The 25185-nt window shown below is 61.0% G+C and carries 21 protein-coding genes; 8 read left to right on the top strand and 13 right to left on the bottom strand.

Annotated features, from left to right (window positions below):
• Positions 1 to 15: 15 nt before the first annotated feature.
• From F7D01_RS12660 to F7D01_RS12670, 3 genes are all read left to right on the top strand, one after another.
• On the top strand, positions 16 to 483 hold the full coding sequence (locus F7D01_RS12660; RefSeq protein ID WP_215227869.1) for a hypothetical protein: 468 nt from the start codon (positions 16 to 18) through the stop codon (positions 481 to 483).
• Positions 484 to 684: 201 nt separating this feature from the next.
• Complete coding sequence (locus tag F7D01_RS12665; RefSeq protein ID WP_119083588.1) at positions 685 to 1428, top strand: Bax inhibitor-1/YccA family protein; 744 nt, start codon at positions 685 to 687, stop codon at positions 1426 to 1428.
• A gap of 160 nt (positions 1429 to 1588) precedes the next feature.
• On the top strand, positions 1589 to 2497 hold the full coding sequence (locus F7D01_RS12670) for a fructose bisphosphate aldolase (RefSeq protein WP_119083587.1): 909 nt from the start codon (positions 1589 to 1591) through the stop codon (positions 2495 to 2497).
• A 45-nt stretch (positions 2498 to 2542) separates the two neighbouring features.
• On the opposite strand, the gene F7D01_RS12675 is transcribed toward F7D01_RS12670, so the two are convergent.
• Genes F7D01_RS12675 through F7D01_RS12685 form a run of 3 tightly spaced genes read right to left on the bottom strand, consistent with a single transcriptional unit; the run spans position 2543 to position 5919 of the window.
• Positions 2543 to 3274, bottom strand: a complete 732-nt coding sequence (locus F7D01_RS12675; RefSeq protein WP_119083586.1) for a hypothetical protein — start codon at positions 3272 to 3274, stop codon at positions 2543 to 2545.
• Positions 3275 to 3278: 4 nt separating this feature from the next.
• Positions 3279 to 5642, bottom strand: a complete 2364-nt coding sequence (locus F7D01_RS12680; protein ID WP_119083585.1) for a heavy metal translocating P-type ATPase — start codon at positions 5640 to 5642, stop codon at positions 3279 to 3281.
• Positions 5635 to 5919: a hypothetical protein gene (locus F7D01_RS12685; protein ID WP_119083584.1), complete on the bottom strand. Its 285-nt coding sequence runs from the start codon at positions 5917 to 5919 to the stop codon at positions 5635 to 5637. The genes F7D01_RS12680 and F7D01_RS12685 overlap by 8 nt, the downstream gene beginning before the upstream one ends.
• Positions 5920 to 6109: 190 nt before the next feature.
• Here F7D01_RS12685 and F7D01_RS12690 point away from each other — a divergent pair, with 190 nt between their 5' ends.
• Positions 6110 to 6376 (top strand): metal-sensitive transcriptional regulator, encoded by a 267-nt coding sequence (locus tag F7D01_RS12690; protein WP_119084634.1) that lies wholly within the window; start codon positions 6110 to 6112, stop codon positions 6374 to 6376.
• Between the two features lie 98 nt (positions 6377 to 6474).
• On the opposite strand, the gene F7D01_RS12695 is transcribed toward F7D01_RS12690, so the two are convergent.
• Positions 6475 to 7518 carry a hypothetical protein gene (locus F7D01_RS12695; RefSeq protein ID WP_119083583.1) on the bottom strand — a complete coding sequence of 348 codons (1044 nt, stop codon included), beginning with the start codon at positions 7516 to 7518 and terminating at the stop codon, positions 6475 to 6477.
• A gap of 238 nt (positions 7519 to 7756) precedes the next feature.
• On the opposite strand from F7D01_RS12695, the gene F7D01_RS12700 reads away from it, so the two are divergent.
• Entirely contained in the window at positions 7757 to 8407 is a 651-nt protein-coding gene (locus F7D01_RS12700; RefSeq protein WP_215227870.1) for an RNA polymerase sigma factor, read from the top strand.
• Between the two features lie 265 nt (positions 8408 to 8672).
• On the opposite strand, the gene F7D01_RS12705 is transcribed toward F7D01_RS12700, so the two are convergent.
• From F7D01_RS12705 to F7D01_RS12720, 4 genes are all read right to left on the bottom strand, one after another.
• Positions 8673 to 9620, bottom strand: coding sequence for a ribose-phosphate diphosphokinase (locus tag F7D01_RS12705; protein WP_119083581.1), 948 nt, complete (start codon positions 9618 to 9620; stop codon positions 8673 to 8675).
• The gene (locus F7D01_RS12710) at positions 9617 to 11134 is read right to left on the bottom strand and encodes a thymidine phosphorylase family protein (protein WP_119083580.1); all 1518 of its coding nucleotides are present in this window, start codon (positions 11132 to 11134) and stop codon (positions 9617 to 9619) included. The genes F7D01_RS12705 and F7D01_RS12710 overlap by 4 nt, the downstream gene beginning before the upstream one ends.
• Before the next feature lie 17 nt (positions 11135 to 11151).
• The gene (locus tag F7D01_RS12715) at positions 11152 to 12516 is read right to left on the bottom strand and encodes an MBL fold metallo-hydrolase RNA specificity domain-containing protein (protein WP_119083579.1); all 1365 of its coding nucleotides are present in this window, start codon (positions 12514 to 12516) and stop codon (positions 11152 to 11154) included.
• Between the two features lie 216 nt (positions 12517 to 12732).
• Entirely contained in the window at positions 12733 to 14748 is a 2016-nt protein-coding gene (locus F7D01_RS12720) for a copper-translocating P-type ATPase (protein ID WP_251566832.1), read from the bottom strand.
• On the opposite strand from F7D01_RS12720, the gene F7D01_RS15320 reads away from it, so the two are divergent.
• Complete coding sequence (locus F7D01_RS15320; protein WP_251566835.1) at positions 14743 to 15180, top strand: hypothetical protein; 438 nt, start codon at positions 14743 to 14745, stop codon at positions 15178 to 15180. The genes F7D01_RS12720 and F7D01_RS15320 overlap by 6 nt on opposite strands.
• Before the next feature lie 90 nt (positions 15181 to 15270).
• Here F7D01_RS15320 and F7D01_RS12725 read toward each other — a convergent pair whose 3' ends face one another.
• Positions 15271 to 16998 carry a cation:proton antiporter gene (locus F7D01_RS12725; RefSeq protein WP_119083578.1) on the bottom strand — a complete coding sequence of 576 codons (1728 nt, stop codon included), beginning with the start codon at positions 16996 to 16998 and terminating at the stop codon, positions 15271 to 15273.
• Between the two features lie 227 nt (positions 16999 to 17225).
• A complete protein-coding gene (locus tag F7D01_RS12730) occupies positions 17226 to 17912 on the bottom strand; it encodes a DUF6629 family protein (RefSeq protein ID WP_331851742.1) in 687 nt (228 codons plus the stop codon).
• A gap of 305 nt (positions 17913 to 18217) precedes the next feature.
• Between F7D01_RS12730 and F7D01_RS12735 the strand changes: the two genes are divergently transcribed.
• Positions 18218 to 19834 carry an L-lactate permease gene (locus tag F7D01_RS12735; protein WP_251566837.1) on the top strand — a complete coding sequence of 539 codons (1617 nt, stop codon included), beginning with the start codon at positions 18218 to 18220 and terminating at the stop codon, positions 19832 to 19834.
• A 155-nt stretch (positions 19835 to 19989) separates the two neighbouring features.
• Here the strand turns inward: F7D01_RS12735 and F7D01_RS15400 are convergent, their stop codons facing one another.
• The 3 genes from F7D01_RS15400 to F7D01_RS12750 all read right to left on the bottom strand — a co-directional run bounded on the left by F7D01_RS15400 (position 19990) and on the right by F7D01_RS12750 (position 23228).
• Entirely contained in the window at positions 19990 to 20757 is a 768-nt protein-coding gene (locus tag F7D01_RS15400; protein ID WP_119083577.1) for a 1-acyl-sn-glycerol-3-phosphate acyltransferase, read from the bottom strand.
• Positions 20758 to 21010: 253 nt separating this feature from the next.
• On the bottom strand, positions 21011 to 21772 hold the full coding sequence (locus tag F7D01_RS12745; RefSeq protein ID WP_119083576.1) for an HAD-IIB family hydrolase: 762 nt from the start codon (positions 21770 to 21772) through the stop codon (positions 21011 to 21013).
• Between the two features lie 106 nt (positions 21773 to 21878).
• Positions 21879 to 23228, bottom strand: a complete 1350-nt coding sequence (locus F7D01_RS12750; protein WP_215227871.1) for a glycosyltransferase family 4 protein — start codon at positions 23226 to 23228, stop codon at positions 21879 to 21881.
• Positions 23229 to 23655: 427 nt separating this feature from the next.
• Between F7D01_RS12750 and cls the strand changes: the two genes are divergently transcribed.
• Positions 23656 to 25086, top strand: coding sequence for a cardiolipin synthase (cls, locus tag F7D01_RS12755; RefSeq protein WP_119083574.1), 1431 nt, complete (start codon positions 23656 to 23658; stop codon positions 25084 to 25086).
• The last annotated feature ends 99 nt before the right edge of the window (positions 25087 to 25185 follow it).

A 25185-nucleotide genomic window follows, 5' to 3' on the forward strand; every position in this document is an offset into this window, starting at 1 on the left:
GTGGGCCTAGCAGGAATGCTCTTCGCTCCGGTCACAGCCAATGCGGGTGTAATCGATGGTTCTCAGAGCGCGGGTGGTCTCACGGTGTATCTAGGCGTGGTGCCGGCGGCAGTGGTGAAGGGTCATCCAACCGGCCATCCCGAGGCGGAGATGCATGGCGGCACGCCGGCAAGCTCTCACAGCATGCACATCACGGCCGCTGTCTTTGAAAAGGCTTCAGGGGCCAGAATCAGGGACGCGAATGTCACCGCGCATATCCTCGAACCTGGCGGAATACAACGATCGGTTCGCCTGCAACCGATGACTGTCGCGGGCGCGCTGACTTTCGGCGGGTACACAACCTTTGCCCGAGGCATCAATTACCGGATCGGAATTGTCGTGGACCGCCCGCCGCACATGCTACCGTCGCAATCGAAGCAGGCTCCGCACGCGATGCATCGCAAGCCGCCTGTGACGGTGCATTTCACCTATACCCATGACTGAAGCGTATCGCGCCGCAACCGAGCCCGCTGGACAGGTGCGTTCAAGCGACGACGGAGGTCTTCCTCTTCCATGGCGCTCTTGTCGTCTAAAGCGGGTCTGCATAACGACAGCAAACTGTAATTCACCGGAGGCTCAAACGTCTTCAGACGGCGGCGGCAGAAATCCGGCACCGTCAGCGGTCCGGCGCAGGAGGACTTCACAATGGCAGACCCACTCAAAACTCTAGATCAGCACGCTTTACGGTCCCACGCGGGGGCGCCCGCGCAAATCTACGATTCGGGGCTGCGATCCTATATGCTCGGCGTCTACAATTATATGGCCAGCGGATTGCTGCTCACCGGCTTGGTCGCGCTATTCGTGGCCAGCACGGACAGTGTACGCGCACTGTTCTTTGCTGCAACCGGAGCGCCGACAGGATTGGGATGGGTCGCTGTATTCGCGCCCCTGGCGCTAGTGCTTGCCCTGAGCTTTGGCATCAATCGGTTTTCCGAGACGGCGGTCAAGGCCATGTTCTGGAGCTACGCGGCACTCATGGGCGTGTCGCTCGCTACTATTTTCCTTGCTTACACTGGAGTCAGCATCGCCCGAACCTTTTTCGTGGCGGCATCGGCCTTTGCCGCGTTGAGCTTGTGGGGCTATACGACCAAGCGCGATTTGTCCGCGTGGGGATCGTTCCTGATCATGGGGGTGTTCGGCCTGATCATCGCCATGCTCGTCAACATGTTCCTGAAATCCTCGGTGATGGACATGATCGTGAGCGGCATTGGAGTTCTGCTGTTTGCCGGGCTCACGGCCTATGACACCCAAAAGATCAGGAATATCTATTCTGAGGTTAGGGGCAGCGACTTCCGCGGCAAGGCGATCGTAATGGGTGCACTGACGCTGTATCTCGATTTCATCAACCTGTTCCTGTTTCTGCTCCGCTTCATGGGTGACCGCCGATGACCATACCCGCTGGCAGCTCCAACGCGCGCGGTATTCTGGTCCGAGGTCCTGGTGTCGGCGAGCACGGCACATTTAGCCGGAGGTGCAAGGCGTGAAATCTCCCGCGGACGGAAGTGACACGCAAAAAGGCAATCGACGCCCGGATGAACGGAGGCAGTGCATGCACGACCCGGTACTGATGGCACAAATCATTGGCGGTGCGGGCTTCGTTGCTGCGCTCGACCAGTCAGGCGGTTCGACGCCGACTGCGCTGGCAAACTATGGCATCAGCGCTCACGATTATTCCGGTGAAGAGAAGATGTTCGCCCTCATCCATAAGATGCGGAGCCGGCTCATTACCGCTCCGTCGTTCGATGGCCGCAAGATCCTGGGTGCGATCCTGTTCGAGAAAACGATGGATGGCGAGGTGGACGGCACACCCGTGCCGGACTTGCTCCGGCAGCGTGGCATCGTGCCCTTCGTCAAGATCGATCGGGGTCTGGAAGACGAAAAGGATGGGGTTCGGCTCATGAAGCCGATTCCGGCTCTCGAGACCTTGCTTGTCCGCGCAAAGGCCAAGGGCGTTTTTGGTACGAAAATGCGTTCGCTGATCAACGAGGCGTCCACCGGAGCCATTGGCGCTATTGTCGATCAACAATTCGACATCGCAAATCGCATTCTGGACAAGGGCCTGATGCCAATCGTCGAGCCGGAGGTGAACCTGAAAAGCAAGTCGCGCGCCGAATGCGACACTATACTTCTTGGCGCGCTGACGAAAGCACTCGATAGACAGCCAATTGGCCGCCGGGTAATGCTCAAGCTTTCCATGCCAGCAGCGCCAGACCTATTTGCGCCGCTTGTGGGACATCCCAGCTGTGCGCGGGTGTTGGCGCTTTCAGGCGGGTATTCGCAGGAAGAGGCTTGTGATGAGCTGGCGAAAAATCATGCGCTTGTGGCAAGCTTCAGCCGGGCGCTTCTGCAGGATCTGCGCGCCGGGATGGATGACGAGGAATTCGATCGGGTGCTCGCCGAAGCCATTGAGCGGATTTACCGCGCGTCGACCGTGAAGACGGCCATCAACCCGGTATGAGTTTTTCGAGAGCTGCCAGCGGGGGCTGCATTCGCCTGTTCCCGCTTACGTTCCGTTCGACCTGGCTTGCGCCTTCCAGCACATATCGCAGACCGGGTCGCCGCGGGAGAGCGTCTGTCGCCGCTCATAATGGCCTCGGCCGCCGTCATTCGCGATGATGTCGGCGCCGGGCCAGTCGTACCGGCACCAGCTTTCGTAAAAAGCTTCTAGGTCGCCGCAGTCGCCCGTTTCCGCAATGAGGGTCCGTATAAGGGTCTGCGGCGGACAGTGGGTAAAGTGGGTGATGAGGTCGTCGCCCTCCCGGCGCACCTCCACCGCGTAACCCGGTGCGCCAGGCGCGTTGAACGGAAAGCGCAGCAGCAGTCCGATCGTGCCGCGTAGCCGCTTGCCGGGATCTCGCGTGACCAGACGGAGAGGGAGCGAACTCAGCCGCAGAAGAAGCGCGTAGACGTCCCACCCGATGTCGGCGACCACGCTGCGCGACGATTCTCTGGAGAGCCCTGCTTCGAGCAATGCCCGATAGGCCGCGGCGGTGTAGATGGCTAGCTCCACCATGAGACGATTGCCTGCGCTCGGAAGTTGACCAAGATCGGACAAGGCGCGCAGTTCGTTCGCCTGTGGCTCCAGGTTCGCGAGCAACAGATCAATCTCATCCGGCAACCACCGCAGCCACGCGCCATCCACCCGCTTGAGAGTTCTCGTTTCGAGCACCTTGCGCGCCGACTGGCCCAACTTCCAGCGGATCAGCCGACGGACAGGGCGCCAGAGCTTATTCACACTGTCATGGCTCGCTTCTGAGATCGAGCGTCCGCAGTCTCAGAGCATTGCCGATAACCGATACCGACGAGAGGCTCATCGCGGCTGCCGCAATCATCGGGCTCAGCAATATGCCAAACCAGGGGAACAGAACGCCAGCGGCGATCGGCACGCCGAGCGAGTTGTAGGCAAAGGCGAAGAACAGATTCTGGCGGATGTTGCGCATGGTTGCACTCGAGAGCCGGTGCGCTTGGGCCAGACCTTCGAGATCGCCGCGCACAAGGGTCATACCGGCGCTTTCGATCGCGACATCGGTGCCGGTTCCCATCGCCACGCCAACATCGGCCGCGGCGAGCGCAGGCGCATCGTTGATCCCGTCGCCCGCCATTGCGACAGTCTTGCCTGCCGCCTTCAATTCACCAACGATGCGGTTCTTGTCCGCAGGCGAGACATCGGCATGAACCTCGTCGATCCCCACTTCGTTTGCCACGGCGCGTGCGGTTGCCTCGCTGTCGCCGGTCAGCATGACCACCCGAATACCGGCTGCGTGGAGACGGCCGATGGCGCGCGCGCTCGTCGGCTTGATCGGATCGGCGACGCCAATCAGCCCGGCCGGCTTGCCGTCGATGGCGACGAACATCACCGTCCGCCCCTTCGCGCGCGCGGTTTCGGCGGCGTCGGCCATGATCGCGTCATAGGCACCGACCCGGTGCATCATCTTTGCGTTGCCGATCGCGACGTGTCGCTTGCCAACGCGTGCCTCGATACCTTCGCCCGTCACGGAGGAAAAATCGCTCGCCGCCTCGAACTTGTGGCCGCGAGTGCGAGCGCCTTTGACGATCGCCTCGGCGAGCGGGTGCTCACTGCCGATTTCGGCGGCACCCACCAGGCGTAGCATCTCCGATTCATCGATGCCCTGTGCAGGTTCGACCATGACCAGCTCCGGTCGGCCTTCGGTCAGCGTCCCGGTCTTGTCGACGACGATAGTGTCGACCTTCTCGAAGGTCTCGAGCGCCTCGGCATTTTTCACCAGGATACCGTTTTGCGCACCCTTGCCGGTCCCGGTCATGATCGACATCGGCGTGGCGAGGCCCAGGGCGCAGGGGCAGGCAATGATGAGTACGGCTACGGCATTGACCAGGCCATACGCGAACGCCGGTTCCGGCCCCCAGACCGACCAGGCAGCGAAGGTGAGTACGGCGATGCCGATTACGACGGGCACGAACCAGCCCGCGACAAGATCGGCCAGACGCTGGATCGGCGCGCGGCTGCGCTGCGCCTCGGCCACCATCTGCACGATCTTTGACAGCATCGTGTCCTTGCCCACGCGTTCCGCAGACATGACAAAGCCGCCGGTCTGGTTGACCGTACCCCCCGTCACCTCGTCGCCGACCGACTTTTTCACCGGTAGCGGCTCGCCGCTGATCATCGATTCATCGACGCTGCTCGAGCCTTCAAGAATACGGCCGTCGACGGCGATCTTGTCGCCGGGGCGGACGCGCAGGCGATCGCCCGTAGCCACCTGATCGAGAGCAACCTCGCGCTCCGAACCGTCGGGCAGGAGTTTTAGCGCGGTCGGCGGAGCGAGTTCGAGCAGCGCGCGCAGCGCGCTCGATGTTGCGCCGCGCGCCTTGAGTTCGAGCACCTGCCCGAGCAGGACAAGCGTGGCGATGACCGCCGCGGCTTCGAAATAGACCGCCACCCGCCCATCGGCATCGTGAAAACCGGGCGGGAAGATGTGCGGCGCAATCGTTCCCACGACGCTGAACGCGTAGGCGATGGCGACGCCGAGCCCGATCAGCGTGAACATGTTGAGGTTCATCGTCCGGACCGATTGCAGACCGCGCGTAAAGAATGGCCAAGCGCCCCAGAGCACGACAGGTGTGGCCAGCGTCAGCTGTATCCATTGCGCCAAGGCCGGTTCGACAAGCTGTGAAAACGGCTGCCCCGGAATCAGGTCGCCCATCGCGTAGACGAACAACGGGATAGTGAAGGCCAGACTTATCCAGAAGCGCCGGCTCATGTCGATGAGCTCCGGATCGGGGCCGTCATCGAGGCTGAAGGTTTCCGGTTCGAGCGCCATGCCGCAAATCGGGCACGAGCCTGGTCCTTGCTGCCGGATTTCCGGGTGCATCGGACAGGTGTAAATCGTGCCCTCGGGCAGGTCCTCGACCGCCTGCAGATGCGTTCCGCTCAGATACATTTCGGGATCGGTTGCGAATTTCTGCTGGCAGTGCGCGGAGCAGAAGTAGTGGCGCGCGCCGTCGTGCTCGGCGCTGTGCTCGGCTCCGGCGATCGTCACGCTCATGCCGCAAACCGGATCAATCGCTACGCCTTCGGTCGGCAGCGCGCCGCTGGCAGGGTCGCAGCAGGTCTTGTGATCAGTCATTTGCAACTCCGAACCAGCGCCTTGCGAGGCGGTGCAGGGGGACGAGGAGGGCCGCTGCCCAAAAACCGTAGATCAAGGACCAAAACAGACCCGCGAGAACACCGCCGAGTGTCAGCCATTCAAACCCGGGGAGCCAGGGCGACCAGGCGCGGTGCATTTCGAATCCGGAAGGAAGGGCCAAACCGTAAAGGATACAGGCAATAAGACTGATCATCAGGAACAGGCTGAAAGCCGTGCCCCAGACGAGGATCGCGCGGGGAATGGGCAATTGCGTCATGATCGGCTCCTTGCTTCTGACCGGCAAATTCGGCGCGCTTCGCGGTTTGTCCCGCTCCGATGGACAGGCTAGTGCTTCGACACCATTCTCCGTTAGCCGACAGGCGGGCATTTGTAAACGTTACCCCGGTAGGGTAAGGAAGAGCGGTGCATTTGGTATGATATGCCCTGAGGCGACGAGGGATCGAGAGATGAAGTTCACCAAGGAAATCGCTCGTCTGCGGCGGGTCGAAGGCCAGGCGAGGGGTGTGATCCGCATGTTGGAAGATGAGCGGTACTGCGTCGATATCCTGCATCAAATCGCTGCGATGGAAGCCGCATTGCGGGCAACGAGAGCCAGGGTTCTCGGCATTCATGCCCATGACTGTGTCCAGGAAGCGATCGAGAGCGGCGACAAGGAAGCGCAGCGCGCGAAGTTCGCCGAACTCGCAGAGCTTTTTGGAAAGGCGGGTCGCTGAGGGGCAAAATGCCTGTTGTCACAGCGCCCTGCTTCCCCAGCGCCTCTCCAGTTGGGTCCTTGGACAAGGCTTTGAAGGCGTCCTGAGTCGCCTGCTGGTCACCGCTGTCTCTCCAGCGAAGCCATCGAGAGGAACGCGCCGATATAGGCGAGCGTCGATTCCGCGCCTGCGTTGGCATTCATCCGGTCCTCGTGAAGGCCATCATGACACAGACCTTTTTCCGGTTCCACGAGCGAGCAGCCAAGATCATTTCGTCCGAAAAACCATGCCATCGCGATATCCGCTCGCTCGCGCCACAGGGCGGTCTCGACGCCAGAACTGGCGGCGGCGAGGCACCCATCGATCATCGCATGGGCTTCGATGGGTTGCTGATCGAACCTGCACGGCAGTTGGTGCCTGCGCCCAAAACTGTGCGTACCGACGGGGTGAAAGACCTTTCCGTCGTATTGCCAGTCCCAGAGTGCCTGCAGGGCCGATAGTCCAGCCTCCCGCAGGTCAGCGATGCCCAGCACCGTACCGGTCGTAATCGCGGCCTCGGCCAGGCGTCCATTGTCGTAGGCCAGCCCGTCTTCGAACCAGGGCCAGGCAGGTTGCACCGCGTCCCGCCAGCGCTGCAGCAATGCATGCGCCAGGTGCTCGCGCAGCTGCTCCGCTTCCGTCCAGGGAGAGCTGTTGCGCAGCAATGTGTCCAGACCCGTCAGGACCAGGCTCCACGAACGCGGCGAAGCGAGCTCGTGCAGGCGCGGCAGAACCGCTTCGAGAAGATCGCGTCCCCAGACCCGCATCCAGTCCTGAGGGGGCATCGCAATCATGACGCACAAGGCATGAACAGCGCGAGCGCAAGCATCCTCAGCCGCTTCCTCGTCCAGCCAGCGCCGATCATACGTCATGAAGTTCCTGAAATATCGTGCCTGCCGGTCGAAAGCATGATCGAGGAACGCGGCATAAGCGGCGAGAGCGTGTTGCTCTGCGGCGCTTAGCGAGCGCAGGTGGGCCAGACGGCACATTACGGTTACCGCTCGCGCGTTGTCATCGAGACAGTAGCCGTGAGAACGGTCGACGAAATGGTGCCGGGCGTGTTGGGCCAGACCCGTATCGTCGGTCAGCGCCAGCAAGTGGACGGTAATCGCCAGGTCGATCATCTTGTGCCATCCTTCACGGCCGCAGGCATAAGCCCGCGCGCGCTTGCTGCGTTGCCCGGGTGATCCCGACGACGAGACGAGGCGCTGGTCGTCATCGGCATTTGAGGCGTCCACGATAAGCCTGGATTGTGAGCAAACGATTCCCGCTAAACATGATAAGAGCTTCCTGTAGTGTGGCGCTCTGTTGCAGAAGTTTGAGGTAGGCGATCCTCAGCGGAATACTTGTATTGGAAGCTCGATGGATGATGATCCTGCCACTTCGGCCGCTGCCTGCGACGATGCCTTGAGGCCGATGGACGAAGCCGTCCGACGGGCGCTGGTGGACAGTCATCAGGACATTCTCAAATTCCTGAATCGGCGTCTCCTCAGTTCCCACGAAGCGGAGGAGGTTCTGCAGCGCTTCATGCTCCGGGCGATCGAGCGCGCCGGAGACCTTCGCGAGGCAAAGTCGGTCAAAGGTTGGCTTTCGCGCGTTCTGGCAACGACGATTGCCGATTTCCAGCGGACTGTCATCCGACGGCGCAGCAAGGAGATCGGTGTCGATCCGCATGAGCTTGCCGAGAGCAGCCATGCGCACACGCAACCAGAGGTGGATCTTGACCAGGCAGTGTGCAATTGCCTTTACCGGCTCCTGCCGACGTTGCAACCCGACTATGCGGAGGTCATCTGGCGCGCCGATTTGCTCGAAGAGCCTCGGGACGACATCGCGAAAAGTCTCGACACGACGGTCAACAATGTGACCGTCAGGTTGCACCGCGCACGCCGTGCGCTGAAAACCCGACTCCTGCAGATGTGCCGCACGTGCATCGAGCATGGCTTTCTCGATTGTGAATGTGCCCCTGCAGAGTCCTCGCTTCGAGCCAATGTGGAAGGGTCCTCGGCTGATTAGAACGGGCAGATATCTGTCAGGTCTCGAGCGGTTCTCCGGGGCGTACCGCCAAGTGGATTGTGCGGGACATTGGCTGACAGTACCTGCCCGGACGGGCGCAGGAATGTCTTGGCTCACCTGCAACGAACAAGCACCTGGCATGTTGTCGGGACGACGGCGGCCGCTCATGGGAAGATGGCATCGAATCTCGAATAATCTCCTGCACACCGACTGTCTGACCCATCACCACGGTCGCTGCTTCGTGGCGGGTGTTCTGTCCGCATCACTACGAAGGGCCTTGGTTGACGCGTTGACGCCCCGCCGACGAAGATTCCGGCCGGGCTGTTTCATCGCGCCACGCTTTTAGCGCTGCAGCAATTTGCGGCACGACACTGATTGCGTTGGATGGGTGCGCGATGGTGTCGGTACTGACGACCCTGGCGGTGCCCGCCGCCTGCAGTTTCCCAAAGGCATCGCCTGCCAGGATCGGATGGACGACGATCGCGATCGGCGTTGCGGCAGCTGTTTCCCGAAGAATGTGCGCCGCTTCGATCATTGTGCGGGCGCTTGAGGCGATGTCATCAATGATCACCGGCGTAAGGTTGGATAAATCAGGAAGATTGTCGGCCGAGATACTGACGTCGTAATCGCCCCTGCGCTCCTTGCGGAGAACTGCGTAGGGAGCGCCGGCCAGGCTAGCGATTTCTTCGACCCACTGACCGCTCTCCTCATCGGGACCGATAAGGAGCGGATTGGGGACTTCCCGGCGTATCCACGCGGCGATTGCGGGTGCGGCCTGAACCGCAATGGCCGGGATGGAATAGACCGCGCCTAGGTCCGGATGTCGGTGCAGGTGCGGATCGACAGTGATGAGCCCATCGAACGCACGCGAGAGTAGACGCGCAAAAGTGACCGAAGTTACGGCTTCGCCTTCATTGAAGGCCTTGTCCTGGCGCATATAAGCCAGATAGGGCGCAACGAGGCTAACGCGGCGCGCGCCCATTTCGCGTGCCTTGTCGGCCGCGAACAAGAGGGCCAAGGCCTTGGTATCGGGCCGATCGAGCGTGCACAGCAGAACGACGTCTCGCCCACGGACGGAGGACAACAGACGCACATAGCTCTCGCCGTCCGGAAACTGCCGCCAAGCGATTTCTCCAAGCTCCATGCCGGTCTCGGCACACAAGTGAGCCGCCATGTCGGGCGAGGCGCTGAGCGAGAACAGAACCGGATTCATAGGCTTGCCAATCGGATGGCGTCGGGATTGGCGGCGGCGAAGGCCAGCGCGTAGTCCAGTTCGCCGCGGCTCTCCGCGTGAACGGTGAAGATCGGCTCTCCCCGCGCTACTGTCGCACCCAGCTTCACATGCAGCGATATGCCTGCCGATTTGGATCGCGGTGCACCCGCCAACTTGGCAATACGCGCCAGCGTCCGATTGTCGAATGCCGCCACCCTGGCACTGCGCGGGGCGCTGATCGTATATCGCAGCGGTGCGGTGGACGGTTCGGAAAAGCCCCCTTGCGCCTCGCAGATCGCCATGAACTTGTCGAGCGCCTGGCCGTCGTCGAGGATCGCGCTGGCCTGCGCATGCCCCCGCCCGGACGGTCCGCCAGCGAGGTCGAGAATTCTGCCTGACAGATCAATCGCCCGCTCGCGCAGGTCCGCCGGAGCATCGGGTGCTCTGCGCAGGACGGCGAGAACATCGTGCGCCTCGAGCGCTGGCCCGATGCCCGACCCCACCGGCTGTGTCCCATCGGTCAATACCGGGGTCACCGAGAGATGGAATTCCGCCGCGACCGCGACCAGATGCGCGCTGAGCCTGGCTGCTTCAGCTGGTGAGCGCACTTTGGCGGTTGCGCCCACGGGCAGATCGAGCAGGACATGCGTCGCCCCGGCCGCGAGCTTCTTGGACAGGATGGACGCGACAAGTTGGACTTCACTATCCACATCGAGCGCGCGCTCGACGCCGATCAGGATGTCGTCAGCCGGGCTCAGGCGCACATTGCCGCCCCAGACGACACATCCGCCCTCACGCTCGACTACGCGCCGCATCGCTGCCAGATCGAGATTGACTGGAGCCATCACTTCCATCGCATCGGCTGTCCCTGCCGGCGAGGTGATGGCGCGGGAAGAAGTTTTGGGCATGGTGAAGCCGGCAGCGGTGACAATCGCCACAATGAGCGGAGTGGTGCGGTTGGCCGGGAGCCCGCCGACGCAGTGTTTGTCCAAAACGAGTTCATCGGGCCAGTCGAGCCGGTCACCCGCTTCAAGCATGGCACGTGTCAACGCCGCAGTTTCGGTTACGTCGAGCGGCTGCCCCGCAAAGGCGGTCACAAAGGCGGCGAGTTCCACGTCGGAATAGCGGCCGGTGGCGATATCCGCGACGATCCGCGCAAGCCGGTCCTGCTCGAGCCGATGGCCGTAGATCTTGGCGCGCACATCGCTCATCGAAGCGAGTGGCTGCGGATGACGCACCTCAATGACATCGCCATCGCCAGCATGAAGCTGGCGCCAAAGAGCGTTTGGCAGTCCGACCTCGTCGGGGTCGAGCAGGCCGTTTGTCGTGAAAAAGAGCGTTGCGAGTGCGCGGCGGCCTCCCGCATGGACTTCCACGCGCGTCCGCGTCGCGAACCCTTCCGAACGGGCGACTGGACAGTCGGCGTGCATGAACACGATCGCTTCGCCACCGGTCTCGATGCCGAGGCGTCGGACGCGCAGGCCATGAGGCGCCACTGTGTGGTCGGTAAGCATCTGAGGACCGCTCGCTCTCACTCGAGCACCACGCGCTCGCCGTGTTCGGGCACCCGCGCCTCCCACCCAAGCCGTTCGGTGATGCAACGGCGAAACGTATCGGAGGCCTCCGGCTCACCGTGAGTCACGAATGTCTGGACCGGCGGATCCTCGAAGCCGCCAAGCCATCGCAGGAGTTCGCCCTGATCGGCATGGGCAGACAGCATGTCGAGACTGGCAACCTCTGCGCGCACAGGGATGAACTCTCCGTGGATCTTCAGTTCGCTCGCACCATCGCGCAGGGCTGCGCCCCGCGTCCCGCCGGCCTGGAAACCGGCCAGGAGGATCGTGTTGCGGGGATCGGGGGCATAAGCTTTGAGATGATGCAATATCCTTCCGCCCGTCGCCATCCCGCTGGCCGCGACAATGACTTTGGGCATGGGGTCGCGATTGAGGCGCTTTGAGTCCTCGACGTCACGGACGTATTCGGCAATGCCGCAGGCCTCCCGGCACTGGTCTTGCGTTAGGCGGTGCTCTCCAACATGGTCGCAGAAGATCGAACTTGCGTTGACCGCCATCGGGCTGTTGAGGAAGATCGGTACAGGACCAAGCCGTCCGCGGCGACGCAGCTGGCTCAAATGAAACAGCAGCGTCTGGGCGCGTCCGACCGCAAATGACGGGATGATGACGCTTCCGCCGCGCCCGATGGTGCGGTTGATGACCTCTTCCAAAGCGGTTTCGGGGTCGGTCTCGTCATGGTGTCGGTTGCCATAGGTCGACTCGACAACAAGATAGTCTGCTCGCGGAACTCGCACCGGATCGATCATCGTTGCTGCGGAGTAGCGGCCGACATCACCCGAAAAGACGATCCGCTTGCCGTTACAGTTCAGTTCGATGCTGGCCGCCCCGAGAATATGCCCCATTGGCCGGAAGATCGCGCTGCAGCCTTCGGCAACTTTCGACGGTTCGTCGAAGCTGGTCGGAGCGAAGGAGGTAAGCGCCGCCTTTGCATCGCGTTCGGTATAGAGTGGAAGAGCCGGCGTGTGTTTGCTGAACCCGCGCTTGTTGGCATAGCGTGCGTCCGCTTCCATGAGATAGCCGCTGTCGGGGAGCAGGAGCTCGCACAGCTTGAAGGTCGCGTGCGTGCTGATCACGGGGCCACGGAAACCGTCGCGGACAAGCGCCGGAATGAAACCCGAATGATCAAGATGGGCATGCGTGAGAAGAACGGCATCGATATCGCGCGGCGCGATGGGGAGGGGTTGGCGATTGCGCAGGCGTAGCTGCTTGAAACCTTGGAACAGGCCGCAGTCGACAAGGATTTTGCAGTCGTCGGTCTCGACGAGATATTTCGATCCGGTGACCGTACCGGCACCGCCCAGAAAAGTAAGTTGCAAGGTCATCGGTGCCTTCCTCGGGTGTGGCGCGGCACACCGCGCCGCTTGATGGATAGAGACGCGCTCGCTCGACTGTAATTACAACCCGAACGTCTCGCGCACTGTTTGCTCTGCCGCATTTGTCCGTGCCTGTCTGGGCGTTGTCGGCTGCTCAACCGCTGGAATTATCCCGCTTTGACAGGAGGGACAATGCGCCAGCGGTATGCTGCGGGTAGCACAGCATCACGCAGGAATCGGGCTCGCCGTGGGGCTCCGATCGCTTTCTCCGGACTCCGCTACGCTCCTGCCGATACCTTCCATTCGCGTCCGTTTGAGGAGCAGTGCATTCACGGCCACGAGCGCGGAGCTCCCCGACATGGCGATGGCGGCGACCGCCGGGCTGATGATCAGCGGGTAGAGGACGCCTGCCGCGACCGGAAAGGCAATGACATTGTAAGCGACAGCCCAGAACAGGTTCTGGTGCATCTTGCGCAAGGTTGCTTTCGAAAGAACGATCGCGCCGACCACGTCATAAGGATCGCTGCGCATAAGTACGACATCGGCGCTTTCCATAGCGACATCGGTGCCGGCCCCGATCGCAAAACCGACATCGGCCTGGGTCAGCGCGGGCGCATCGTTGATTCCGTCTCCAACCATGCCCACGCGCTTGCCCTGGGCCTGCAACTCCTTGACTTTATCGGCCTTCTGGCCGGGCAGGACGTCGGCGAGCACGGTGCCGATGCCCAGCTGTGCCGCCACGCGCTTTGCCGTGCCCTCATTGTCGCCGGTCAGCATTGCCACTTCGACCCCGCGCTTGCGCAGCGCCGCGACCGCCGCAATGGCGGTGGGGCGCGGGGCGTCGGCGATGGCGATCAGACCGACCAGATCGCCCTTGTGCGCGACGTGAACGACTGTTCGTCCGGCACCCTTCAGCTCATCCGCCGCCTCGGACAAGGTGCCGAGTGGGACGTTCTCCTCGTCCATCAGTCGGCGATTGCCGAGCAGCACCGTGCTTCCGCCCACCAGCGCCTCTGCGCCCATGCCTTCCCGGTTATGAAAGTCGCGGACGTCGTCGAGCGCGAGATCGCCTGCGCGGTCAAGGATGGCGAGTGCGAGCGGGTGTTCCGAACCACGCTCGACCGCGGCGGCGAGCCGCAACACATCCTCGTCGGATCGGCCTTCCGCAGCGACGATGTCGACCACATGCGGCTGCCCCATGGTTAGCGTGCCGGTCTTGTCGAATACGATGACGTCGAGTTTGGTCGCATCCTCGAGCGCGCCGGCATTCTTGAACAGGATGCCGTTGGTCGCGCCGAGCCCGGTCCCGACCATGACCGCCATCGGGGTCGCGAGTCCCAGAGCATCCGGGCAAGCAATGACGAAGACGGTTATTGTCAGCGTGACGGCGAACAGCAATGGCGCGCCGAGCCACCAGAACCATGTCGCAAAGGTCGCCAGTCCGATAAGGATCGCGATCAAGACCAACCACTGCGACGCGCGGTCGGCAAGCAGTTGCGCCGGGGCCTTGGAATTCTGCGCTTCCTGGACGAGCTTGACAATTTGGGCCAGCGCGGTGTCGGCACCAACTTTGGTTGCCTTGTACCGGAAGCTGCCGCTCTTGTTGATCGATGCGCCGATGACTTCGTCGCCGACCGCCTTGTTGACCGGCATCGACTCGCCGGTAAGCATCGATTCATCGATTAGCGAGGTTCCTTCGACGATTTCCCCGTCGACGGGTATCTTGTTGCCAGGCTTGATAATGATCGTTTCGCCCACCTGGACTTCGGAGGTGGCGATCTCCACTTCGCGGCCATCGCGAATGACGGTCGCCATCGGCGGCGCGAGATCGAGCAGTGCGCGTATCGCCTGCGACGCCCCGGCGCGCGCGCGCATTTCGAGCCAGTGGCCGAGCAGGATGAAGACCAGCAGGACCGCGACTGCCTCGTAGAACTGCACACCGGGAAAGAGGAAGGTCGAGCCGACGCTGAAGAGATAGCCTGTTCCGACCGACAGCACGACAAGCACTGCCATGTTGAGGATTCCGTTGCGCAGCGCGCGCCAGGCGGCGACGAAGAACGGCCAGCTGGGATAGATAACCGCAGCGCTCGCGAGGAAGAACAGCCACAGATCGAGGCCCAACCCGAAAGGCGGAGCAGGCGGCGTGAACATGCCGCCCATTGGCGAATAGACAAAGATCGGAATGGTAAAGAGGAGAGCCACCCAGAACCGGTTGCGCATGTCACGGACCATCGCTTGCATGTCGGCACCGGCGCCGTGTCCCATTTCGTGCGCCATGGCATCCTGCGCGTGCGCCTTGCTGGCAGCCGCAACTCTTTCGTGGCCGGCATGAGCGGATGGTACCGGGTCGGGCCCTGGCTTGCAGACATGTCGGGGATGGACCGTGCCGCGACAGCGGAACCCGCAGGAGAGCACGGTCCGGCGCAGCTCTTCCTCGCTCGTCAAACCCCCGTCAAAATCAACCGTAACGCTTCCCGAAGCCGGATTGGCGACAGCGCGACTGACGCCGTCCTCGGCTTCCAGTTGTTTCTCTACGCCGAGATGATCGAGTTCCTCGAAGAGGCCGCCGACCTCAAGCGTCACTTTTGCCAAAACAACCTCCAGAAGATTCTTCGTTCTCTCGTCCGGCAGCGTACACTGCGGATTCATTGCTCGCTTGGCAAAGACGCTTGAACACCGAGGGAATTACACCGTGAGTTCGGATTCGCTCTTTCACGGTATCGCGGCGCAACCAATTGGCTCGCCGCGTCGCTCGGGATCGGTTCAAACGGTGCGCGCCGCGAACAGATCGTTGCGGCGCTCATTGACGATGGCACGTGCAGCTTCCTCGGGGAAGCCGATGCCGGTCAGGAGTTCTTCGCACAATTGCAGACTAGCCTCAACGGTGTCGGGTACCGTCCCCGATGCACCGAGTGCTTGCAGCCGGCGTGCATGCTCCGCATCTCGGGCTCTTGCGTAAATGGGCACATGCGGCCAGAGCTGGTGAACCGCGCCGACAACATGCTCGGCACTCCCGGGCGCATCCATAGTGGTCACGAACGCCGCAGCGCGCTCGATACCAAGATGCGGAAGAAGATCCGGCTGACTTGCATCGCCAAAGACAACCGGCATTCCCTTCGCACGCTGACGTGCGATGACTTCGGCATCGGTATCGAGCGCGACATAACTGATGCGCTGAGCGTCTAGCAGATCAGCCAGAAGATGCCCAACCCGGCCGAAGCCGCCGATAATCACATGGGCTTCCCCTGTAATCCCGAGGTCGGCAGGTACGAGGGTGCCATTCTCCCGCTTCTCTAAAAATCGGCCCAGCAGGCGGCCGGCGGCGGAAAGGGCCGGGGTGAGAAACATCGTCAAGATAACCACCATAAGCATGAACTGACCGACAGTTGGGTCCAGCACGCCGACCGCAAGCCCGGCAGCGAGGATGACGAATGCAAATTCGCCGCCTTGGCAGAGCAGGACCGCAGTCTCCGCAGCGACGGCTGTGGGCTGCCGGAACGCTTTCGAAACCACGAACAGGGTCCCAGCTTTGAGTGCGACGAGGCCAATCACTGAAAGTACGACCCAGCCTAGCAACTGCCAGACGGCACTCACGTCAAGGCTCATGCCGACGGACATGAAGAAGAGGCCCAGGAGTAGGCCCTTGAAGGGCTCGATATCACTGGCCACCTGGTGGCGGTACTCGGTGTCTGCGAACAGCAGCCCAGCAAGAAATGCGCCGAGGGCCATCGAAAGGCCCGCCTGTGCCGTGAGTGCAGCGGTTCCAAGCACAATCAGCAGGACGGCGGCCATAAACACTTCGCGGCTGCCGCTGCCGCCGACGAACCGCAACAGCGGCCGTATAGCAATGCGTCCGACGGCCAGAATGGCGGCGATAATGATAGCAGCCTGAAGGATCGCCCGTGTAGCGGCTCCGGCCAGCGACTCGCTACCTTCTGCGCCAGCCACGCCTACGAGAAAGAGGACGGGGACGACGGCGAGGTCTTGAAACAGGAGGATACCGAACGCTGTGCGCCCGAACCGGGTGCCAAGACGCCCTGTCTCAGTCAAACTCTGCATGACGAGCGCGGTGGATGATAATGCCAGACAGAGCCCCAAAATCGCGGATGCGATCATGGAGTTGCCGAAGGCGTAGGCGATCGCCCCGATGATGGCAGCGGATGCGCAGACTTGCCCGGTGCCAAGACCGAAAACGATCCGTCGCATCCCCCACAATTGCCTCGTCGAGAGTTCAAGGCCGATCATGAACAGCAGAAAGATTATGCCGAGCTCAGCGACGCGACGGACACCGTCGACATCCGCGATAACCACATAGGCGAGCAGTGGCACATCCACGACAATGCGGTTGAGACCGTGCGGGCCAATCAAAAGGCCGGCAAATAGAAATCCGAGGACAGAGCTGATGCCGAGTTTACGGACGGTCGGGATCACCAATCCGGCAGCCGCGAGGAAAACAAAAATTTCCCTCAAGTGGGGAATTTCGTGATCCAACAGTTAAGCCTTTCGAATAGCTGTCATTGCAGCGAGCTGCTCGCACGCTGCCGATCTGCGACCCGGTAACGGTCGTCTCGCTTGTAAATGGGAGTTCGGGATACCCGGACGATAAGGGTCAAGGAACATCAGGAATTTTGCGGTGCGTCATCCCGCATCGCTTTGCCTCCCTCCTCCACCAACAGGAAGACTGTAAACTTTCCCCGATCCAGCGCCACGCCATTCCGTCACTCGGCGAGGAAGCGCTCGGATTTTGCTGTGTCCATTCGCGCGCCGGAGGCGAGCGCCGGCGAACGCCGCAAGAAGAACGTCAGAACCATCACGCTCATGATCGCTGCAAAGAAACACCAGACCGATATGAACCAGGTTAGGTAAAAGATGCCGGCAAGAAGAAACGACACGATCGCTGCGATGCCAAACCATCGCACCCAGCGGTGGCTCGACAGAAGAGGGCTTATGCAGGTTCCCAAAATATACAGAGCCATGACGATTTTAACGTAGAAGTGGGGTGATACGTAGTCGATATGTCCCTCGGCAGCTGTAGCCACAATCGGAAGCCGGATGAGGAAATAGAGCAGATAAAGACCCACTGCTGTTCCTCCCGCAACCGCTACCAGCAGCGCCTTGCGGCGCCATTTCACAGGTTCGAGAAAATAGACGGCGAGCGGGACAAAGATTGGCCAGAGTACGTGTGAAAATATCGAATAGGCGTAAGTCAGCACGGTACTGAGAAGCTGCGTCTTGTCAGGGAATGTCAGCCAAAGCGCGCCCTCGATCAATTGCTGAACGCCAAACAGGAGCGGTATCGCTGCATATGGCCGCTCGGCAGGGTTTCGCGCAAGGCGTATGCTGAATGCACCGGTAACCAGCAACGCTGCTCCGGCGGTGAAACTAGCTGTGGCCGAAAAGCACATATTTGACCTTACCCCCGCAAATTCACGCGCTCATTCTCAATCGACCCTCGCACATTCGGCGGGGACCCGTCTCTATCGACACATGCTTGGGAACTTCCAAAGATGCCACACTAGAGTGCGTGCCGCGCGCAGACAAAGATCCCAAACATAAGGCAACCTTGCGTGATCGGGAAGACTGATGTCACGGATAAGGGGACCCACGAGCTCGCGGTTCCAGTGTAATACGTATGCGTACCAAGCGTCTCAATGGGCGCCGGAGGTGCAACGCCCGACAGCAGGGGAGTGCTGGCCCGATCACAATAGCCTTGATCCTTGCCGCGCTTGCGCCGCTCATTGCGGTCCTCGGACTGCTGGTCATGCTTCGTTTGCCTGCCGCCGTGGCGATGCCTATCAGCCTTCTCGTTACCGCCCTTGTGAGCGTCGTCATCTGGCGTGTGCCGGTAATCCAGGTTCTTGCTGCCGCCGCCGAGGGGACGGTGATCGCGGCATCGATCGTCTGGATAGTCTTCGGGGCGATTTTCCTGCTCAAGGTTCTCACGGCAGGCGGAGCCATGACCGTCATCCGGGACGGGTTCACCCGCATTGCCCCTGACCCCCGCGCGCAGATTATAGTCATCGCCTGGCTTTTCGGGGCCTTCCTCGAAGGTGCTGCTGGTTTCGGAACCCCGGCCGCGATCACCGCACCCTTGCTTGTCGCTCTGCGCTTCAGGCCAATGGCAGCCGTGGTGCTTGCGCTGATTGCCGACAGCAGCCCTGTTTCCTTCGGCGCGATCGGCACGCCCGTCGCAATAGGCCTCGCGCAGGGTCTGGAGGAAGACGGACAGGTCGATGCGGCAATCGCGGCCGACGGTGACCAAAGTTTGGAAACCATGCTCGAAGCAGTCGCGGTTCAGGCAGCGATGATAGATCTTTTTGTCGGCAGCCTCATCCCTCTCATCATGATCCTGATCTTCACGCGTTTCTTCGATGTGCGTCAAAGTTGGAAGGCCGGTCTCGCGGCGTGGAAATTCGCCTTGGCGGCCGGCTTTGCCTACACGCTGCCCGCACTTGGCGTGGCGGCAATGCTCGGGCCCGAGCTGCCCGCGCTCATCGGCGCTCTTTGTGGTCTAGCGATCATCGTTCCGATTGCCCGGAAGGGATGGCTTTTGCCGGATGGAGGGCTGAGACCAACTTTAGAGCACGGCGCCCTCGTCGCCTCCCCGATGTCACTCAAGCGTGCCTGGTCACCCTATTTGCTTCTCGCGGTGATGCTTGTCGTTACGCGGATCGAAATCCTGCCGTTCAAGAGTTGGTTGAACAAGGTTTCCATTCAATGGAACGGCATCTTCGGGACAGAGATCAGTGTCTCGGTCGCGCCATTCTACCTGCCAGGCGCCATGTTTGTTGTCATCGCCGTGCTGACGCTTCGCATGCACCGGATGAACCTTGCCCAGGTCCGAACTTCGCTCAATGAGGCTGCCCGAATCGTCGGAACGAGTGCGATGGCACTGGGCGCAGCGGTGCCGATGGTACGCATTTTTATCCAGTCAGGCGTGAACGACGCTGGTCTTCGCAGCATGCCGATGGAGCTTGCCAGCTTTGCCGCTGGCGGTGTCGGGACGAAATGGCCGCTGGTCGCTCCGTTGCTTGGCGCTCTTGGCAGTTTTCTTTCAGGTAGCGCCACATTCAGCAATATGACATTTGCTCTTTTGCAGACGCAGGCCGCTGAGCAGGTCGGCATGCCAACAGTACTGGTGCTCGCCGGACAAATGCTCGGTGCGAATGCCGGCAACATGGTATCTGTGCTGAACGTGGTAGCCGCAGCCGCGGTGGTTAGTCTGATCAGGGAGGAAGGAAGGATCATTCGTTTCACCTTCCTGCCGATGCTCATCTACGCGCTGGCCTCGGGCACGATCATCTTTGCGCTCATGCTGGCGTCGTGACAATGGATCGCGGGCTCCGGCAGTTCGATCACTGTCGCACGGCGCGGGGCTAAATCATGCCGAGGCCACGAACATTATCCGGTAAAAGTGGCCAATAAACTTGCCGCCACTTCACCTGACTCTGAGCCGCTAAACTGGGTAGCGGCATTTTCTTGCTAACCGGCGAGACGGGCGACCTCATCCGCCAACATTCGCTGCGATTGCTGGAAGAACTCCCGAGCGTCCAGGCCTGGCGGAATCGGAGGTAGAAGCGAAACTGTAATGACGCCGGACCGCAGGACAGATCCGGCCGGCCAGAAGCGCCCGGAATCGTGAGCGAAAACAAGCGCGGGCAGGCCAAGCGTACGATACAACAGTTCCACGCCGCGTTTGAAAATGATTGGCGATCCGACCGGTTGGCGTGTGCCTTCTGGGAAAATCAACAGTGATCGGCCGTCGGAAAGAGCATCCCGGCACGCTGTCACCATGCTTCGCACCGAGCCGGTGGTGTCGCCTCGATCGATGATGACCATGGGAGAATATCGAAGATACCAACCCAGAACGGGTATTTTGAGAAGTTCCTGCTTCGCGACTATGGCCAGATCGGGAAATAACACGAGTGCCGCAATCGTTTCCCATGGCGACTGATGATTTCCCAGAATCAAGGCTGGTCTGAGAGGAACATGGCAATCGCCGTGTACGCGATGTATTATACCGGTCCACGCGGCAAGGAGTGACAAGGTCCCTCGCGCCCAGAGCCGCGTAATTCTGCGCACAACTCGCGGAGGTCTTCCGCTGAGCCAGAGAACAGGAATCAGAGGCGCGAAGCTTAGAGTCCAGAGAACCCAGGAAGCTTTGAAAAGCCATGTTCTCAGCGTGAGAATGTGGAAATGCCTTCCATTTTCGTGCCGCGCGGACCCATGCCGAGGGTTCAGATGGGCCATCAAAAGAGACGCGTGCAGGGCACAGGAATTACACAAGCACCTGTTGCACGGCGCGCGGACCTGGCTCGTGGTGCGCGGGCGCGGTTCGAAATCTTCGATGGTGATGATGGCGCACTCGGATTGGCCAACTTGCCGTGTCGACGAGCTGGGTGAAACTTCATGGAAGCTGGAAAGGACGACAAAAGCCGACCTTCCCGAGCGCGTTGCGATATCCGGGCGGCCGGAGATCGGCTTGCTGGGAGGTTTCCGAGCTTCAGAAATGTGTGGAAAGCGGCGGGCCGCAGGCTATGATCGTCCTTATTGCGGCTTTGGTCTCACCGATAAGGGCAACCGGCACAGTTGCGATTCCCGCAGCTCTGACAGGCGCATCATTGCCGCCTGCAAACACTGCATCCCCAAAGAACATCATCTCGTCCTTGCGAATGCTGACCACCTCGGCAAAGCGCGCAAGCCCGTAGGCCTTGTCGACGCCGCGCCGTGTAATATCGAGCGAAGTCGCTCCACCGATACGAATCGAAAAGGCTGGCAACTTTGGCTCGAGGAAAGCTTTGAGCCGCTGACGTTTGCGAAGATCGGGATCCCAGCTTCGTTTTTGGTCGAGTGGCGCCTGCTGGCCGAGACCGGAAAAGGTGATCTGCGTACCTCGATCCTCGATCCGATCGCCCCAGCTCTGCCCGGCATCCAATCCGATCGCCGCGATTGCCTGTTGCAGCGCTGCGTAGATCGCGCTGCGCTCAGTTTCAGTCAGAACATCGGCATAGACTTGCCGCCAGCGGCGCTCATATTGGAAAAACTTGCTTCCGGAAGTGGGCAAGAGAAAGAGCCGGGACAGGTCAGCGACATCGGGCAGCCGTCCGAGCAGCTGCTTGTCGAATTGGGGCCAGTCCCCGCCTGAGATGACCGCAACCGCCATATGATCGAGCAGGCTGGCCAGAAGGCCACCCATTTCGGCATCAATCGGCTGCTTGCTTTCAGCCAGAGTCCCGTCGAGGTCAAATATGGCGATCGATTTCATGGACGCTCTTTCAAATCCGAATTCAGATTGGGATAGCCACCGAAAACGAGATGCGCGCGCGCTGGGGTCGCGTTTGGCGCAGATCCGGCGATCTCCAATTCAGCCCTCACACTCGCCCATTCACGACAAGCCGTGGCGCATCTGCGCGCAGGGGATCACTGGAGCCGGCCTGCGAAAAGGATGTCTGTGGTTGGGCCTCAAAGTGGGGTTCCGCTTGTTGTAGCGGGATGGGCCGATTCGCAACATCGCCAATTATCATTGCATAACGTTGCGCCACCGCCGACCAGGTCATTGTGCGGCCGAGCGCAAAGGCGCGTGCCTCGGTCTGGCGCCGCAAGCTGAAGTCCGACAGGAGGCGGCCGACGGCACCGGCCATCGCCTGCGGGTCGCTGAACGGCACCAGCATGCCGCGGCCGTCCGCCAGCAACTCCTGCGCATGCCAATAGGGAGTCGAGACGACCGGCTTTCCCAGGCCAACGGCATAGGCAAGCGTGCCAGAGCAAATCTGCGCCTCGTTAAGATAGGGCGTGACATAGATATCGCAGGCTGCGAGCAGCTGCAGCAGATCGGGCAGATCGACATAGCGATCGACAAAATGGAGATGGCTGGCTACGCCGAACTCGTCCGCCAGTTTGCGAAGACTGTCGCGATAGCGCTCCCCCTCGCTCGCGCGCAGGTGCGGGTGGGTCGCGCCGACGACCGCATAGAGAAGGTCGGGATTGGTCCGGACCAGTTGCGGCAGCGCGGCGATCATCGTCTCGATCCCTTTCCCCGGTGAAAGCAGGCCGAACGTCATGGCAACCGAGCGCCCGCCGAAGCCAAGCGCGTGCTTCGCGCGCTCTGAATCGGACAGAGCAAGGTCGGGAATACCATGCGGCACAACAGCAATCTGGTCTGCCGGTGCAGCATAGATCTGTTCCAGCATCTCACGGCCCTTTTCGGCCATCACGACGAGACGGGCCGAATGCCGAATCAGTTCGGCCATGACCCGTCGCTGATCGTCATCCGGTGTGCTCAGAACTGTATGCAAGATGGTGACCAGAGGTTTGCGAAGCTGGCGCAGGAAGCTCGCGAGATAGGATCCCGCCGGACCGCCATAAAGCCCGAATTCGTGCTGCAGGAGAACTGCATCGACAAGCGAGGAGTTCAGATACTCGGCGGCGTCGGTGTACGTCCGGGCATTTTGCTGTTCAATTTCCAGACCAACTTCCGCAGGGTAATCATACGCTCCAGCTTGATCGGTGACCGCAATCATCCTGCAACCCATTTTGGGCAAACCGTGCACGATCGCGCCGCGCAAATCCTGTGAGAAGGCGGCAATTCCGCATTGCCGGGGCACATAGCTGCCGACCATGGCGATCTGAGGGCTGGCATTCACGACGTTGACTGGATGCATGGTGGATTCTTCACTCGGTCTGTGTGGTAGGACGAGGCGGTTGCCGATGCTCTCGGGCAAGGTTCGTCCCCTGGATATTGACAAGGACGCGGAGTGAGACTTTTCCTTACGAAAAGCGCGCGCCGCGCGCCGCGCGCCGCGCGCCGTATGACAACTGTAAGAAGTCGCGCATCGAATCGTCCCTGTGGGCGTTTGATAGGCGGTCCAGAATGGGATGCTATTCATCCGGAGTGCGCATGGCCCGGTAGCGTGGGATCCGAGATGCAAACAACACGGAGCTGCCAATTTCTCCGAATACCGACTGCCCGGCACGGGACGCCCCCCACTCCTCCATCCCGTGCACGGGGAAGGGCGGCACGTCCAAATCCTGGCGTGTCGCCCTTTCATCTGTCGTCCTTGCGGAACTGGCGCCAATGGGCATTCTCGTTGACGGTGGCAGGTTCTGGGATGGCCGGATCGGCTGCACTGATAGTGCGGCCGGCCCGGCATGAACCTGACAGATCCCATTCCGCTCGCTTACCTGACGCTGGAGTGGACGATCCGCCTTGTCATGCTCGTGACTGTCACATCACGGCGCTCGCCGGAGGAAGCTCGCACCTGGCTTCTGTTCGCTCTCTTTCTTCCGATCCCGACGTTTTTATTTTATCTTATCGCCGGCCAACCGAAGGCACCGCGCTGGCGTCGGCGGCGGTTCGCCGAGGGGCAAATCCTGCTTGCGCGCGCGGCCCGGCAAATCGTCCATTCGCGCCATTGCCTGCGGCCGGCGGTGTCGGGTCATCTGGAATCAGCCACGCGCTTCGTCGAAAGCCTCAGTCGATTTCCGGTGCTGGGCGGAAATGCAATCCATTTTCTACCTGATTACGAAGGGGTAATCGATCGGCTTGTTGAGGATATCGAACAGGCAAGCGATCATGTTCATCTGACGACCTATATTTTTGCGGATGACGCAAGTGGCGACCGGATTATGTCGGCGCTGCTGCATGCCGCGAAGCGCGGGATCGATTGCCGCGTGCTGATCGATGCGATGGGTTCGTTTTCCTGGGCATCTTCCGTCACGCGCAGACTGAGGTCGGGAGGTGTCGCGGTCGCTCGCGCGTTCCCCGTCGCATTTCCAGGTTTGGGCAAGGTGCGTGCGGATATTCGCAATCATCGCAAGATCGTCGTGATCGACGGGCAGGTGGGCTACATCGGTTCGCAGAATGTTATCGACAAGAAGGCGTCCTCGGGCCTGATCAACAAGGAACTTGTCCTGCGCGTCGAAGGGCCGATCGTGCTCGAATTGCAAGCGGTCTTTACCGCCGACTGGTTTCTCGAACGAGGGGAGGTGCTCGACCGGAGCCAATTTTTTCCACATGGGCGCGCCAAGGGCAAATACGCCGCTCAGCTTCTGGCGAGCGGTCCGGAATATCCCCTGGCGGGCGCAGGTCCGTTAGTGGTTGCCCTGGTTCATGGCGCGCGGCGCAGTGTCACTTTGACGACCCCATATTTCATTCCGGATGAATCGCTTCTCCAGGCTCTGAAAACAGCCGCGATGCGCGGGGTCGAAGTGCGGATCATTCTTTCGCATGCTAGCGATTCCTGGCTCGTAGGCTTGGCGCAGCGATCCTATTATGGAGAATTTCTGAGCGCCGGGGTCGCGATCTATCTTTACCGCGAGGGGCTGCTGCATGCCAAACACATCAGTATTGACGACGAAATCGTCCTCATCGGATCGCTCAATCTCGACATGCGCTCCTTTTATCTCAATGCCGAGGCCAGCCTAGTTTGCTACGATCGAGAGATTGCTGTCGATCTCAGGATGGAACAGCAGCGCAATCTGGCCGTTAGCGATACGCTCAGCCTGGAGGCTTGGAGGAGGCGGTCCTTCCTCGCGACCTTGGCGCAGAACATTGCGCGGCTCTTCGGCCCTCTCCTTTGAACGCTTCACCACCCCCGCGCGGAGCATTGGCGGAGCTTCCTCGGCAGTGATTGCTCGTAATTAGCCTTGTCGATCAGGGTGCGCGCAGCCAGTATGCGG

Origin of the sequence: Erythrobacter sp. 3-20A1M (assembly GCF_018636735.1) — a bacterium.
Lineage (GTDB): Bacteria > Pseudomonadota > Alphaproteobacteria > Sphingomonadales > Sphingomonadaceae > Alteriqipengyuania.